The 13,584-nt window shown below is 68.2% G+C and carries 16 protein-coding genes; 10 read left to right on the top strand and 6 right to left on the bottom strand.

Annotated elements, in window-relative coordinates; translation table 11 throughout:
- The first annotated feature begins 91 nt into the window (after positions 1-91).
- A complete protein-coding gene (gene purL, locus JGR78_RS02290; RefSeq protein ID WP_182803944.1) occupies positions 92-2,275 on the top strand; it encodes a phosphoribosylformylglycinamidine synthase subunit PurL in 2,184 nt (727 codons plus the stop codon).
- 23 nt (positions 2,276-2,298) lie between these two features.
- Complete coding sequence (locus JGR78_RS18545; RefSeq protein ID WP_182791427.1) at positions 2,299-2,877, top strand: SH3 domain-containing protein; 579 nt, start codon at positions 2,299-2,301, stop codon at positions 2,875-2,877.
- On the opposite strand, the gene JGR78_RS02280 is transcribed toward JGR78_RS18545, so the two are convergent.
- The 3 genes from JGR78_RS02280 to gmk are packed head-to-tail and all read right to left on the bottom strand — an operon-like array spanning position 2,813 to position 5,073.
- Positions 2,813-3,916 carry an ATP-binding protein gene (locus JGR78_RS02280; protein ID WP_182803942.1) on the bottom strand — a complete coding sequence of 368 codons (1,104 nt, stop codon included), beginning with the start codon at positions 3,914-3,916 and terminating at the stop codon, positions 2,813-2,815. The genes JGR78_RS18545 and JGR78_RS02280 overlap by 65 nt on opposite strands.
- Before the next feature lie 9 nt (positions 3,917-3,925).
- Positions 3,926-4,447, bottom strand: a complete 522-nt coding sequence (locus JGR78_RS02275; RefSeq protein WP_182791429.1) for a gamma carbonic anhydrase family protein — start codon at positions 4,445-4,447, stop codon at positions 3,926-3,928.
- Positions 4,444-5,073 carry a guanylate kinase gene (gmk, locus tag JGR78_RS02270; protein ID WP_182791537.1) on the bottom strand — a complete coding sequence of 210 codons (630 nt, stop codon included), beginning with the start codon at positions 5,071-5,073 and terminating at the stop codon, positions 4,444-4,446. The genes JGR78_RS02275 and gmk overlap by 4 nt, the downstream gene beginning before the upstream one ends.
- 107 nt (positions 5,074-5,180) lie before the next feature.
- Between gmk and ispH the strand changes: the two genes are divergently transcribed.
- The 3 genes from ispH to JGR78_RS02255 all read left to right on the top strand — a co-directional run bounded on the left by ispH (position 5,181) and on the right by JGR78_RS02255 (position 7,428).
- A complete protein-coding gene (gene ispH, locus JGR78_RS02265; protein ID WP_182804009.1) occupies positions 5,181-6,140 on the top strand; it encodes a 4-hydroxy-3-methylbut-2-enyl diphosphate reductase in 960 nt (319 codons plus the stop codon).
- 182 nt (positions 6,141-6,322) lie between these two features.
- The gene (gene rnhA, locus JGR78_RS02260) at positions 6,323-6,772 is read left to right on the top strand and encodes a ribonuclease HI (protein ID WP_182803940.1); all 450 of its coding nucleotides are present in this window, start codon (positions 6,323-6,325) and stop codon (positions 6,770-6,772) included.
- Complete coding sequence (locus JGR78_RS02255) at positions 6,769-7,428, top strand: trimeric intracellular cation channel family protein (RefSeq protein WP_234450823.1); 660 nt, start codon at positions 6,769-6,771, stop codon at positions 7,426-7,428. The genes rnhA and JGR78_RS02255 overlap by 4 nt, the downstream gene beginning before the upstream one ends.
- Here the strand turns inward: JGR78_RS02255 and tgt are convergent.
- Together tgt and JGR78_RS02245 are read right to left on the bottom strand one after the other, a co-directional pair.
- Entirely contained in the window at positions 7,425-8,552 is a 1,128-nt protein-coding gene (gene tgt / locus JGR78_RS02250; protein WP_182803938.1) for a tRNA guanosine(34) transglycosylase Tgt, read from the bottom strand. The two genes, JGR78_RS02255 and tgt, sit on opposite strands and share 4 nt — an antisense overlap.
- 114 nt (positions 8,553-8,666) lie before the next feature.
- Positions 8,667-9,416, bottom strand: a complete 750-nt coding sequence (locus tag JGR78_RS02245; protein WP_182804007.1) for a GNAT family N-acetyltransferase — start codon at positions 9,414-9,416, stop codon at positions 8,667-8,669.
- A 131-nt stretch (positions 9,417-9,547) separates the two neighbouring features.
- Between JGR78_RS02245 and msrB the strand changes: the two genes are divergently transcribed.
- Positions 9,548-9,955, top strand: a complete 408-nt coding sequence (gene msrB, locus JGR78_RS02240; protein ID WP_182791432.1) for a peptide-methionine (R)-S-oxide reductase MsrB — start codon at positions 9,548-9,550, stop codon at positions 9,953-9,955.
- 8 nt (positions 9,956-9,963) lie between these two features.
- Here msrB and JGR78_RS02235 read toward each other — a convergent pair whose 3' ends face one another.
- Entirely contained in the window at positions 9,964-10,428 is a 465-nt protein-coding gene (locus JGR78_RS02235) for an outer membrane protein assembly factor BamE (protein WP_182791433.1), read from the bottom strand.
- Between the two features lie 171 nt (positions 10,429-10,599).
- Here JGR78_RS02235 and JGR78_RS02230 point away from each other — a divergent pair, with 171 nt between their 5' ends.
- The 4 genes from JGR78_RS02230 (at position 10,600) to JGR78_RS02215 (ending at position 13,580) form a co-directional block, all read left to right on the top strand.
- Positions 10,600-11,127 carry a DUF177 domain-containing protein gene (locus tag JGR78_RS02230; RefSeq protein ID WP_182803936.1) on the top strand — a complete coding sequence of 176 codons (528 nt, stop codon included), beginning with the start codon at positions 10,600-10,602 and terminating at the stop codon, positions 11,125-11,127.
- A 132-nt stretch (positions 11,128-11,259) separates the two neighbouring features.
- Positions 11,260-11,466: a 50S ribosomal protein L32 gene (rpmF, locus tag JGR78_RS02225; RefSeq protein WP_182791435.1), complete on the top strand. Its 207-nt coding sequence runs from the start codon at positions 11,260-11,262 to the stop codon at positions 11,464-11,466.
- A gap of 21 nt (positions 11,467-11,487) precedes the next feature.
- Entirely contained in the window at positions 11,488-12,609 is a 1,122-nt protein-coding gene (plsX, locus tag JGR78_RS02220) for a phosphate acyltransferase PlsX (protein WP_182791436.1), read from the top strand.
- On the top strand, positions 12,606-13,580 hold the full coding sequence (locus tag JGR78_RS02215) for a beta-ketoacyl-ACP synthase III (protein WP_182803934.1): 975 nt from the start codon (positions 12,606-12,608) through the stop codon (positions 13,578-13,580). The genes plsX and JGR78_RS02215 overlap by 4 nt, the downstream gene beginning before the upstream one ends.
- Positions 13,581-13,584 lie beyond the last annotated feature (4 nt).

Below are 13,584 nucleotides of genomic sequence, written 5' to 3'. Positions count from 1 at the left end.
TTTTTTTCTGCGTTGCGGCAAGGGTTGCTCATCTTCCACTTGCGCCCCGTCCGGCCTAGAAGGCGCCGAACCGCAGCAAGAGGGCCGCGCCATGCAGAACGAACCTGCCATCACCGACGAGCTGGTCGCCGCGCATGGGCTGAAGCCCGACGAATACCGGCGCATCCTTGATATCATCGGGCGCGAGCCAAGCTATACGGAACTCGGCATCTTCTCGGCGATGTGGAACGAGCATTGCTCGTATAAATCGTCGAAGAAATGGCTGCGGACGCTGCACACCACCGGCCCGCAGGTGATCTGCGGCCCCGGAGAGAACGCGGGCGTGGTGGACATCGGAGACGGGCAGGCGGTGGTCTTCAAGATGGAGAGCCACAATCACCCTTCGTATATCGAACCGCATCAGGGCGCCGCGACCGGCGTCGGCGGCATTCTGCGCGATGTCTTCACCATGGGCGCCCGTCCCATTGCCGCGATGAACGCGTTGAGCTTCGGTCGTCCCGAACATCCCCGCACGCCGCATCTGGTCAAGGGCGTGGTCGAAGGCATTGGCGCCTATGGCAACGCCTTCGGCGTTCCGAACGTCGGCGGAGAGGTCCGTTTTCATCCTGCCTATGACGGCAACTGCCTCGTCAACGCCTTTGCGGCGGGTCTCGCGGATGCGGACCGCATCTTCTATTCGGCGGCCTCGGGCGTGGGGATGCCGGTGGTCTATCTGGGCGCCAAGACGGGCCGCGACGGCGTGGGCGGGGCGACCATGGCCTCGGCCGAGTTCGACGACACGATCGAGGACAAGCGCCCGACCGTGCAGGCCGGCGACCCCTTCACCGAGAAATGCCTGCTGGAAGCCTGCCTTGAACTGATGGCGACGGACGCGGTGATCTCGATCCAGGACATGGGCGCGGCGGGGCTGACCTGTTCCGCCGTCGAGATGGGCGACAAGGGCGGCCTCGGCATCAAGCTGGTGCTGGACCACGTGCCCCAGCGCGAATCCGCGATGACGGCCTACGAGATGATGCTGTCCGAAAGCCAGGAGCGGATGCTCATGGTGCTGAAGCCCGAGAAAGAGGCCGAGGCGCGGGCGATCTTCGAGAAATGGGACCTCGACTTCGCCATCGTGGGCGAGACCAATGAGGAAGACCGCTTCCTGATCCTGCATGGCAACGAGGTCATGGCCGACCTGCCGCTGTCCAAGCTGTCGTCCAGCGCGCCGGAATACGATCGTCTTTGGGTGGAAACCCCTGCGCCCGAGCCTTTGGGCGAACTGCCCGAAATCGCGCCCATCACGGCGCTGAAGGCGCTGATCGGCTCGCCCAACTACGCCTGCAAGGCATGGGTATGGGAGCAGTATGATACGCAGGTCGGTGGCGACACGATCCGCAAGCCGGGCCTCGGTGCGGGCGTCGTGCGGGTCCATGGCACGAACAAGGCGCTGGCCTTCACCAGCGACGTGACGCCGCGTTACGTCAAGGCGAACCCCGTCGTTGGCGGCAAGCAGGCGGTGGCCGAGGCCTGGCGCAACCTGATCGCCTGCGGAGCGAGGCCGCTGGCCGCGACCGACAACCTGAACTTCGGCAACCCCGAGAAGCCCGAGATCATGGGCCAGTTCGTCGGCGTCATCAAAGGCATCGGAGAGGCCTGCCGCGCGCTCGACTTCCCCATCGTGTCGGGCAACGTGAGCCTTTACAACGAGACCGACGGACAGGCGATCCTGCCCACCCCCACCATCGGGGCGGTCGGCCTGATCGAGACGCTGGACGACCTGATCGGCGGGCTGCCCCACAAGGGCGACCTCGCGCTGGTCATCGGCGTCACCCGCGGCCACATGGGCCAGTCGGCGCTGGCCGCCGAGGTCTGGGGGATCGAGGCGGGCGATGCCCCTCCGGTCGATCTGGCCGCCGAGCGACGGCATGGCGAGTTCCTGCTGGCTCACCGCGGCCATGTGCGCGCCGCGAGTGACCTTGCGGACGGCGGTCTCGCGCTCGCCGCCTTCGAGATGGCCGAGACGGCGGGCATGGGCGTCACGCTGGACGCCGCCGACATTCCCACGCTGTTCGGAGAGGATCAGGCCCGTTACCTCATCGCCGCCCCTGCGGCGGATGCGGGCAGCCTGATGGACGCGGCCCGCGCCGCCGGCATCGAGATCGCCGAAGTCGGCCGCTTCGGCGGCGAGCGGGTCACGCTGGGCGCCGACTCGGCGCCCTTGGCCGAGCTGTCGGACCTCTATCGCGCGGCCTTCGCCCGCGCGATCCGGGGCGATGTGCCGGACCACGCCTGACCTGCTGGCATTCCAGTGGCGCTATGCCCCTGTGCGAGCAGGGTGAAACCTTGACAGCCTCACCGGGGCGAAGCGACCATCCCTTGAAGGAACCATCTGCGGGAGGCTTCGATGCGTGCGCCCATCCTTCCCTGCCTGATCGCCGCTCCGCCTGCCATCCTGACGAGCCTCTCCGCCGCGCCTGTCCCGGCGCAGATGCTGGATGTGTGCCGATCTTTGAAGATGGCTCGGACGGACAGGTGGCCAATTGCATGGCCGGGACGGTCATCGGGCTGAGATCGGATGGTGACGGCTTTCTTGCCGTCCGCTCGCGGCCGGGCGCGCAGCACCGCCGGATCGGACAGCTTCACAACGCCGACTGCGTGACCATCTTCGGCGGTCAGGGCGACTGGCTGGAGGTAAAGGTTCCAGACGGCCAATCGATCAGGCCGATGCCTGCCGGCGCACCGGACCCGCGCGGCAGTTGTCCGGCCCCGGTCTCGGGTGGGTGCATGGCCAATGGGTCGGGGGCATCATCCCCTGACCAGCGGTACGCCGTCAGCCGCCCCGGCCTTGCTTGCTGCCCGACCCCGGCGGCACCCATTCCGGCAGGATCACGGTGAAGCGGCTGCCCTGCCCCTTCATGCTGTCGATCTTCAGCCGTCCCCGGTGGCGGGCGACGATGTGTTTGACGATGGCCAAACCCAGCCCCGTACCGCCTTTCTCGCGCGAGCGGTGGGTGTCGACGCGGTAGAAACGTTCGGTCAGGCGCGGCAGGTGGACGTGGTCGATGCCCTCGCCGTCGTCGGCGACCTCGACGGCCCAGCCGGGGCCGCGCAGGACGGGTTCATGCGGGACGTGGAACAGGGTCACGCGGACCTCTCCGCCGGACTGGGCCCGGCTGCCGTACTTGATGGCATTCTCGATCAGGTTGTGCAGCACCTGCTGGATCTGGTCGGGGTCGCCCGCGACCGGGGCGGTCAGGCCCTTGTCGATCTGGCGCAGGGTCTGGTTGGCCGCCTTGGCCGTGGGCGCCAGGGTCGCGCAAGCGCCGCGCACCAGCGCGGCAAGGTCCAGCCGCTCGACCGGGCGCCGCCGCTCTTCCTGTTCGACGCGGCTGAGAGACAGAAGGTCGCCGATCAGCCGGTTCATCCGCCCGGCCTCGCGGTCCATGATCGCAAGGAACCGTTCCCGCGCCGCCGCATCGTCGCGGGCCGGGCCGCGCAGGGTCTCGATGAAGCCCATCAGCGCGGTCAGCGGTGTGCGCAGCTCGTGGCTGACATTGGCCACGAAATCGCGGCGCATCTGTTCGGCCTGCTCGACGCCGGTGGTGTCCTCCAGCACCACAACCGCGCCGCGCCGCCCGCGCACGGTCAGGGGCGAGACGGTGACGATGCAGTTCTGCTCTCGTCCCCGTGCCCTGATCGTGGCAGAGAGCCGGGTCGAGGCAGGCTCCTGCGCTTGTGTCGGCGCCAGGGTCTGGTCAACGGCGCGGTTGATGAGCGGCTGGCGCAGCACGGTGACGAAGGGCCGGTCGGTCAGGCCCGCCCCCAGCATCGCGACAGCGGCAGCGTTCGCGGTCATCACGCGGGCATTGTGATCCACGACCAGCATCGCCACCGGAACAGCGTCGCCGATCTGGTGGAGCGCGACGCTTTCCACGGTCTGCCCTCAGTCCACTCGCCGCAGGCTCGCGCGGAAGCGGGCGGCATTGGCCCGGTAGCGGGCGGCGGATTCGCGCAGGCTGGCGATGGCTGCCTCATCGAGCTGGCGGATGACGCGCCCCGGCGCTCCCATCACCAGCGCGCCGGGCGGGATCTCTTTCCCTTCGGCGACCAGCGCCCCGGCGCCGATCAGGGCGCCCGCGCCGATCACGGCGCCGTTCAGCACCGTCGCGCCCATGCCGATCAGCGCGCCGTCACCGACAGTGCAGCCGTGCAGAATTGCCTTGTGGCCGACCGTCACATCCGCGCCGATCCGCAGCGGCAGGCCGGGGTCGGTGTGGAAGACGCAGCCGTCCTGCACGTTGGAGCCGCGGCCGATGCGGATTTCCTCGTTGTCGCCGCGCAGGACGGCACCCCACCAGACGCTCGCCTCGTCTTCAAGCACGACGCGGCCGATCAGTTGCGCGTCGGGCGCGACCCATGCGCCCTGCCCCAGTTCGGGGGCCACCCCGTCGAGTTCCCAGATCATGCCGCTTCCTCCATCAGCTTTCGCACGAAACCGCCCAAGGCCGGGCGCCGCTCGCGCCGCAGCCGCTCGGCCGTCAGGATCGCGCGCAGGTTGGACTCGGCCGCCTCGATGTCGTCGTTGACCAGAACATAGTCGTATTCGGCCCAGTGGCTGATCTCGTCGCGACTTTTCAGCATCCTCCGGGCGATCACGTCGTCGCTGTCCTGGTTGCGCCCGCGAAGGCGGCGTTCCAGTTCCGGCAGGCTGGGCGGCAGGATGAAGATCGAGACGACCTGCGAGCCGAGGCTCGATGCCCGGATCTGCTGCCCGCCCTGCCAGTCCACGTCGAAGATGGTATCGCGGCCCTCGGCCATCGCCAGTTCCACGGGCGCGCGGGGGGTGCCGTAGCAGTTGCCGAAGACCTCGGCATGTTCCAGCATCTCGTCCTGCGCCACCATCTCGTCAAAGGCGGGCTTGTCCATGAAATAGTAATGCTGCCCCTCGACCTCGCCCGGACGCGGGGGGCGGGTGGTGGCGGAAACCGAGAAGCGCAGGGTCGGGTCCCATTCCATCAGCCTGCGGGCGAGCGTGGACTTGCCCGCGCCCGAGGGCGACGAAATGATGATCAGCAATCCGCTGCGCTGCATGGTCCCTCTCACGGCTGTCCGGCGGGGACAGTTGCCCCACCGGGGCGGCCGAGGTCAAGGACGGGGCCGTTATGGACCTTGGGGCACGCGCGTTGTATCTGACGGGCATGGACATGAAGCCGCCCCTGACCCTTTACCTTGCCGCGCCGCGCGGATTCTGCGCGGGCGTGGACCGCGCCGTGCAGATCGTGGAACTTGCGCTGCAGAAATGGGGCGCGCCGGTCTATGTGCGCCACGAAATCGTGCACAACCGCTTCGTCGTGGAGGGCTTGCGCGACAAGGGCGCGGTCTTTGTCGAGGAACTCGACGAGGTGCCCGACGACCGCCCGGTGATCTTTTCGGCCCATGGCGTGCCGAAATCGGTGCCTGCCGAGGCGCGGCGGCGCGAGATGGTCTTCGTGGACGCGACCTGCCCGCTGGTCAGCAAGGTTCATATCGAGGCCGAGCGGCACCATGCCGAAGGGTTGCAGATGGTGATGATCGGCCACGCCGGCCACCCCGAAGTGCTGGGCACCATGGGCCAGCTTCCGCCGGGTGAGGTCATCCTGGTCGAGACGGTCGAGGACGTGGCGCAGATAACGCCACGCGACCCGGAACGGCTCGCCTGGATCACCCAGACGACGTTGTCGGTGGACGACACCGCGCAGATCGTGGCGGCCCTGCAGGCGCGGTTTCCCGCCATCGTCGGACCGGCCAAGGACGACATCTGCTATGCGACGACGAACCGGCAGGCGGCGGTCAAGGCCATCGCGCCCCTGATCGACGCGCTGCTGGTGATCGGGGCGCCCAACAGTTCCAATTCGAAGCGGCTGGTCGAGGTCGGACGCGGCGCGGGCTGCGATTATGCCCAGCTTGTCATGCGGGCAACCGACATCGACTGGCGGGCGCTGGAAGGCATCCGTTCGGTCGGCGTCACGGCGGGGGCGAGCGCGCCCGAGGTGCTGGTGGACGAGGTCATCGCCGCCTTTGCCGACCGCTACGACCTGAGCGTGGAACTGGTCGAGACGGCGCGCGAGCGGGTCGAGTTCAAGGTGCCGCGCGTGTTGCGCGAGGCCGTGCCGGGCTGAGCCGCCCTATCGGGGGCGCTTCGCCCCCCGCTCGGCTGTTGACCCTCGCTCGCGGAAAACAGCCCGCCGGACTGTTTTCCGGGCGCTCGCAAGCCCACGAGGATGTTTGAACAAAGAAGAACCTGCGGCGGGAGTTGCCGCCCGTCTTGCTTCACCGCTAAGACGCGCCTTGGAGATTCATGATGACCGAGCTTTTCGCCTGGACCGACGGCGCCTGCAGCGGAAATCCCGGCCCCGGCGGCTGGGGGGTGCTGATGCGCGCGCAGGATGGCGAGCGGGTGGTCAAGGAACGCGAGCTTTCGGGCGGCGAGCCCGCCACCACAAACAACCGGATGGAACTGATGGCCGCCATCGCCGCGCTGGAAGCCCTGAGCCGGTCTACGACGATCACCATCACCACCGATTCGGCCTATGTGAAGAACGGCGTCACCGGCTGGATTCATGGCTGGAAGCGGAACGGCTGGAAGACCTCGGACCGCAAGCCCGTGAAGAACGCCGACCTGTGGCAGCGGCTGGACGAGGCCCGCAACCGCCACCAGGTCACCTGGGCCTGGATCAAGGGCCATGCCGGGCACCCGGAAAACGAGCGCGCGGATGAACTGGCCCGTGCCGGCATGGCGCCCTTCAAGTGACCGAGGGCATCCTGATCGGGGCGAACCTGCCGGCGCTGGTCTGGCTGCTGGATTATTCCTCGGCTCTGGTCTTTGCGCTCACCGGGGCGCTGGTGGCGAGCCGCCTGCAGCTTGACCCGGTGGGTTTCATCTTCATGGCGACGATGACGGCCGTGGGCGGGGGCACGCTGCGCGACCTGATCCTGAACCGGGCGACGGTCTTCTGGGTAGACCGGCCCTCGCTGATCCTGCTGGCGGCAGCGGCGGCGCTGCTGGTCTTCTGGACGGCGCATCTGGTCGAAAGCCGCCAGCAATGGCTGCGCTGGCTCGACGCCTTTGCGCTGGCCGTGGCGGTGCCGGCAGGCGTCGGCGTGGCGCTGGCCGCCGGAGTCTCGCCGGTGATTGTGGTGCTGATGGGCGTCGTCACCGGCACCTTCGGCGGGCTGATGCGCGACGTGGTCGGCAACGAGTTGCCGATGGTCCTGAAACAGGGCGAGCTTTACATCACCGCCGCCTTCGGCGGTGCGCTGACGGCGGTCGTGCTGATCTGGCTCGGTCTCGACCGCTCCATGGCCGTGGTGCTGTGCGGCGCGGTCACGATGATCCTGCGCGTCGGCAGCATGATCTTCGGCTGGAGCCTGCCGGTCTATCGCCCCCGCCCGCCGCGCAACCGCTAGATTGCCTCGATGTCGCCCTGTGCCCTGACGGCGTGGAAACCCGCAATCCAGTTATCCAGCGTGCCCCCTGCGATGGCGTCCCGCATCCCCTGCATGATCTCCTGATAATAATGCAGGTTGTGCCAGGTCAGCAGCATCCCCGAGATCATTTCTCCGGCGCGGAAGACATGGTGCAGGTAGGCGCGGGAATAGCCCGTGCAGGCGGGACAGGTGCAACGCTCGTCCAAGGGCCGCGGGTCGTCGGCGTGGCGGGCGTTCTTGATGTTGACCTGCCCGCGCCGCGTCCAAGCCTGTCCCGTGCGCCCCGAGCGCGAAGGCAGAACGCAGTCCATCATGTCCACGCCCCTTTGCACTGCACCCACGATGTCGTCGGGCTTGCCCACCCCCATCAGGTAGCGCGGCTTATCTCTGGGCAGCAGTTCGGGCGCGTAGTCGAGCACCCCGAACATCGCCTCCTGCCCCTCGCCCACGGCAAGGCCGCCGATGGCATAGCCGTCGAAGCCGATGCGGCGCAGGGCCTCGGCGGATTCCTCGCGCAGATCGCGTTCGACACCCCCCTGCATGATCCCGAACAGCGCATGGCCGGGGCGGTCGCCGAAAGCATCGCGCGACCGCTGCGCCCAGCGCATGGACAGCCGCATCGCCTCGGCCTGCCGTTCATGCGTTGCGGGCAGCGCGGGGCATTCGTCGAAGGCCATGACGATGTCGGACCCAAGCAGCCGCTGGATCTCCATGCTGGTTTCCGGCGACAGGAAATGGCGAGAGCCGTCGACGTGGCTGGCGAAGGTCACGCCCTCCTCGGTCAGCTTCCGCAGGTCCGCAAGGCTCATCACCTGGAACCCGCCCGAGTCGGTCAGGATCGGCCGGTCCCAGTTCATGAAGCGGTGCAGGCCCCCCAGCCGCGCGATGCGCCCGGCACCGGGCCGCAGCATCAGGTGATAGGTGTTGCCCAGCAGGATGTCGGCGCCGGTGGCGCGCACGCTTTCGGGCAGCATCGCCTTGACGGTCGCGGCGGTGCCCACGGGCATGAAGGCGGGGGTGCGGATCTCGCCGCGCGGGGTCTGGATGAGGCCGGCGCGGGCACGCCCGTCCGTCGCGTTCAGGGTGAAGGAAAATCCGGTCATCCGGCGCTTCTAGCCGTGGTGGATTCGGCCAGCAACCGTGGCCCGCCGCCAGTTCTTCTTTCTGGATCGAAATACCCCGCGGGGCGCGAAGCCCCCGCTTTCCCGCAAGGCAATCTAGCCCGCCAGCAACCGCAGGGCGCGGGCGCGGGATGACGGAATGGCGCTGACCTCCATCCCTGTGAAGACATGGATCGTGCCCAGCGCCCGGTCCATGACCGCGTGATCGCTGACCCAGCCGCCCATTGTCAGATAACTTCGCAGCAAGGGCGGCATCGTCGCCCTTGCCCGGCTTGCATCCGGCCGGCGCGGCGGAGGCGGAAAACGCACCACCTCGGGCGCCCTCATCCGCGGCAGCCAGCGCGGCGGCGCCTGGTGACAGTCGCGCAGCATGGCAAAGGCATCCTCATACCCTGCCGCGTCGGTGCCTGGGAACGAGGAGCAGCCGAACAGCAGCCCGGCCCCGGCGGCATCCACATGGCGGGTCAGCGCGGCCCAGGCTGTCCGCAGGATGTCGGAACCGGAATGAGCCGGATGGACGCAGAAGCGGCCGATCTCGATCATGGCCGCGGGAAAGGCGCGAAGGCGCTCCAGATCATAATGCTGCGCGGAATAGCTGCTGTCGATGTCGGCGCCCGACTCCAGGTCCAGCAGGCGAAAGCAGCCGGCAAGCTGGCCGCTGCGGCTGTCCTCGATCAGCAGGTGCCGGCACAGCGCGTCATGGGCATCGGCGTCCCGCGCATCGGGGTCATCCATGCCGTGACGGTCCCCGATGAAGCACAGCCAGCGCAGTCGCTGGGCCGCGCGCAGGTCATCCTCGCCCAGCGCGGGACGGACCCGGTAGCGGCCCTTGTGCAGTTCCGGCATCCCCCCACCCCTGTTGGCGCGGGCGGGTCCGCCCGCGTGGATCAACCCCTGCATCCCGGCCCCGTTCCGCGTTCTTGTTCCGCCATGATCCGAGCTTAAATGTGAGGACAACCGCAACAGGGATACCCGACATGGCTGAAAAGATCACCCGCACCGACGCCGAATGGCGCGAACTTCTCGACCCCGCCACCTATCACGTCACCCGGCAGGCCGGAACCGAACGGCCGTTTTCCCATCCCGGCTTCCCCAAGGGGGCGGGCCATTACGCCTGCGCCTGCTGCGGCGCCCGGCTGTTCGACGGCGACCAGAAGTTCGAAAGCCACTGCGGATGGCCCAGCTTTTCCCACGCGGGCGGCGCGATCGAGGAACACCGCGACCGCAGCCACGGGATGATCCGCACCGAGGTCCGCTGCGAGCGCTGCGACGCGCATCTGGGCCATGTCTTTCCCGACGGGCCACCGCCCACGGGGCTGCGCTACTGCATCAACGGGGTGGCGATACGCTTTGTCCCCGAAGGCGCGGAAGCGGCCCCGGCCTGAGCCCCGAATCAGCGGGCGGAATCCAGCAGGTCGCCGGCATTCACCCGGCCCACGTTGCCCAGGATTTGCCGCAGGAAGCCCGAGCCCTCGACGCCCGTGTCGGTCACGCGCCGCGACAGCGTGACGACACGGCCGCGTTCCAGGCCGAAGCGTTCGACATTGGTGACCGTGCCCCCTTCGTCGAAGCTGATGGCAACCACCTCGCGGGAAATCTCGCGCGGTTCCCTCAGCCCGTAGCGTTCCCAGCGCGAGCCGACGTAATACCAGCTTGATCCCGTGAGGACGCCCTGAGAGCCCGGGCGGCCGACAAGGTATTCCAGGTCGTCGCGCCTGGTCTGGCCGACGACGACGGCCGCAAGTTCGTCATCACTGGGCACATGGCCGTGGTTGCGATACATCCGCGTGCAGCCCGCTGCGGCCACAATGGGCACCGCAAGGGCCAGGGCGATCGCTCGCCGGCGGGTCATGGACATCGGGACACCTTCCCTCGTTCGGGCCCGCCCGTCGCGCAGGATCGGCCACTTCTTCCGCCGCGTCCCGTCCCTTTGCCGGGTTCCGGTTGACGGCGTCCGACCCGCTTAGCAAACTCGGCAACGCCGCTCAAGAACATCGGGGCGCAACGCCCTGCCGACAAAGGCAAGATCATGTCCTCCGCCCCATTTTCCCACAGGTTGCGCCTGTCGCAGCTGAATCCGCGCCAGCCGAACCACATCGACCTGGTGCCCGACGAACCCGCCCGTCAGCGGATTGCCGCCGAACTTGGGCTGACTGCCCCGCCCGAGGTGCGGCTGGTGGCCACGATCACCGCCGCCCCGAACGATGCCTGGCTGCTGGAGGGCCGTGTCACCGCCCGTGTCCAGCAGCCCTGCGTAGTGACGCTGGCCCCCGTCCGCAGCAAGATCGACGAGCCGGTGCGCCGCCTTTATTCCCCCCATGTCACCCAGCCTGAAAGCGACGAGGTCGAGATGCCCGACGACGAGGTCGAGCCGCTCGGCCCCGCCATTGACGCGGGCGAGGTGCTGGTCGAGGCGCTGGCCTTGGCGCTGCCCCCCTATCCCCGCGCCGAAGGGGCCGAGTTGCCCGCAAACGCGACCGATCCCGCTGATGGGGACGACAACAGCCGCCGTCCGTTTCAGGGGCTTGCGGATCTTCTGCAACGCAAGGACAATTGACGCCAGGTTGACCGCAACCGGCCTTTGGCCTTGCGGAATACGGGTTTGTGCCGTATCTGCGCGGTTCGATCCGAAACACTTGCCGGTCGGGACAGGATTCCCTCCCGACCCTCTGCCACCGAAGGTTGTCCCATGGCCGTCCCCCAGAACCGAGTCACCCGGTCCCGCCGCAACATGCGCCGCTCGCATGACGCGCTGGTCGCGGGTAACCCCAACGAATGCTCGAACTGCGGCGAACTCAAGCGCCCGCACCATGTCTGCCCCTCCTGCGGTCATTACGCCGACCGTGAGGTCGTCGCGCAGGCGGCGGACATCGACCTGGACGACGACGCGGCCTGAACACGCTGACCGCAGGGTGCGATGACGACCACGCTTTCCAAGGCAGACCCGTCGCGCCCCCGCGTCTCAGGCCCGGTGGTGATTTCGGTCGATGCGATGGGTGGCGACCGCGGCCCCGCCGCCGTTGTCGCGGGCATCGAGAAAAGCGCCGAGAAGAACCCTGACATCCGCTTCATCGTCCACGGCCCCGAAGCCGAGCTGCGACGCCTGATCGGCCGCCGCAAGGGACTGGCCGAACGCTGCGACATCCGGGACGCGAGCGGCGTCGTCCGCATGGACGACAAGCCCGCGCAGGTGATCCGTTCCGCGCAGGCCACCTCGATGTGGTCGGCCATCGAATCGGTGCGCGAGGGCGAATCGACCGTCGCGGTCAGTTGCGGCAACACCGGCGCGCTGATGGCCCTGTCCACCCTGCGCCTGCGCAAGCTGCCCGGCGTGAACCGCCCTGCGATCGCGGTGCTGTGGCCCTCGCGCGGGCCGCAGGGCTTCAACGTCATTCTGGACGTGGGCGCCGACATCAAGGCCGAGGCCACCGACCTGCTGCAATATGCGATGATGGGCGCATCCTACGCGCGCAACGGCCTTGGTCTGGAACGCCCGCGCATCGGCCTGCTGAACGTGGGCACCGAGGATCACAAGGGCCGCCCTGAACTGAAGGAAGCGCACGCCCTGATCGCCGCCGCGGCCGAGCCGGCGAATGTCGATTATGTCGGCTTCGTCGAGGGCGGCGACCTGATGAGCGCCCGCGTGGATGTGATCGTCACCGACGGCTTCACCGGGAATATCGCATTGAAGACTGGCGAGGGGACGGCCAAGCTGGTCGGCGACTTCCTCAAGGACGCCTTCGCCAATTCCATCATGTCCAAGTTCGCCGCCGTTCTCGCCATGACCTCGCTGAAGCGGCTGCAGAAGCGCATCGATCCGCGCCGGGTGAACGGGGGCGTGTTCCTCGGGCTGAACGGCACCGTGGTGAAATCGCATGGCTCGGCCGATGCGACCGGCGTTTCGGCCGCGATCAAGCTGGCCTTCAAGCTGGCGCAGTCGGGCTTTCAGGACCGGCTTGCCGCCCGCGTGGCGCAGGCCAACGAACAGGCGGCGGCCGAGGGCGCGCATCCTGCCCAGCAATCGGGGACGGGGGCATGATGCGTCGGTCGGTAGTGCGCGGAACCGGGCATTACCTGCCCGAGCGCGTGGTCGAGAACAGCCATTTCGAGCAGACGCTCGACACAACGGACGAATGGATCCGCTCGCGCACGGGGATCGAGCGGCGCCATTTCGCGGCTGAAGCAGAGTTCACCTCGGACCTCGCCATCGCCGCTGCGCGGCAGGCGCTGGACCGCGCCGGCATGACGGCCGAGGACATCGACGCCATCGTCGTCGCGACATCGACCCCCGACCTGACCTTCCCGGCGACCGCCACCATCGTGCAGGCGGGCCTGGGGATGCAGCGCGGTTTTGCCTATGACATCCAGGCGGTCTGCGCGGGCTTCGTCTATGCGCTGGCCAATGCTGACGGGCTGATCCGGTCGGGCCAGGCCGATCGCGTGCTGGTGATCGGGGCCGAGACCTTCAGCCGCATCATGGACTGGACCGACCGCGGCACCTGCGTGCTGTTCGGCGATGGCGCGGGCGCGGTCATCCTGGAAGGGGTGGATACCGAAGGTACCAGCGACGACCGCGGCGTTCTGGCCACCGACCTCAACAGCGACGGCAACCTGCGCGAACTGCTGTATGTGGACGGCGGCGTCAGCCGCACGGGTACGGTGGGGATGCTGCGAATGCAGGGCAACCTGGTGTTCCGCCACGCGGTCGAGAAGCTGGCCGCCACCGCCAAGCGGGTGCTGGAGAAGGCGGGACTGACGCCCGGCGACGTGGACTGGCTGGTCCCGCATCAGGCGAACCTGCGGATCATCACCGCCACCGCGCAGAAGATGCAGCTTCCGATGGACAAGGTGATCCTGACGGTCGCGGACCACGGCAACACTTCGGCCGCGTCGATCCCGCTGGCGCTGTCGGTCGCCGACACGGAAGGCAAGCTGAAACCGGGCGACGTCATCGTGACCGAGGCCATCGGCGGCGGGATGAGCTGGGGCAGCGTCGTCCTGCGCTGGTGATGCG

Origin of the sequence: Paracoccus sp. MC1862 (genome assembly GCF_016617715.1) — a bacterium.
Lineage (GTDB): Bacteria > Pseudomonadota > Alphaproteobacteria > Rhodobacterales > Rhodobacteraceae > Paracoccus.
The sequence above is the reverse complement of the archived record's forward strand: the minus strand, read 5'-3'. Positions and strand labels throughout refer to the sequence as shown.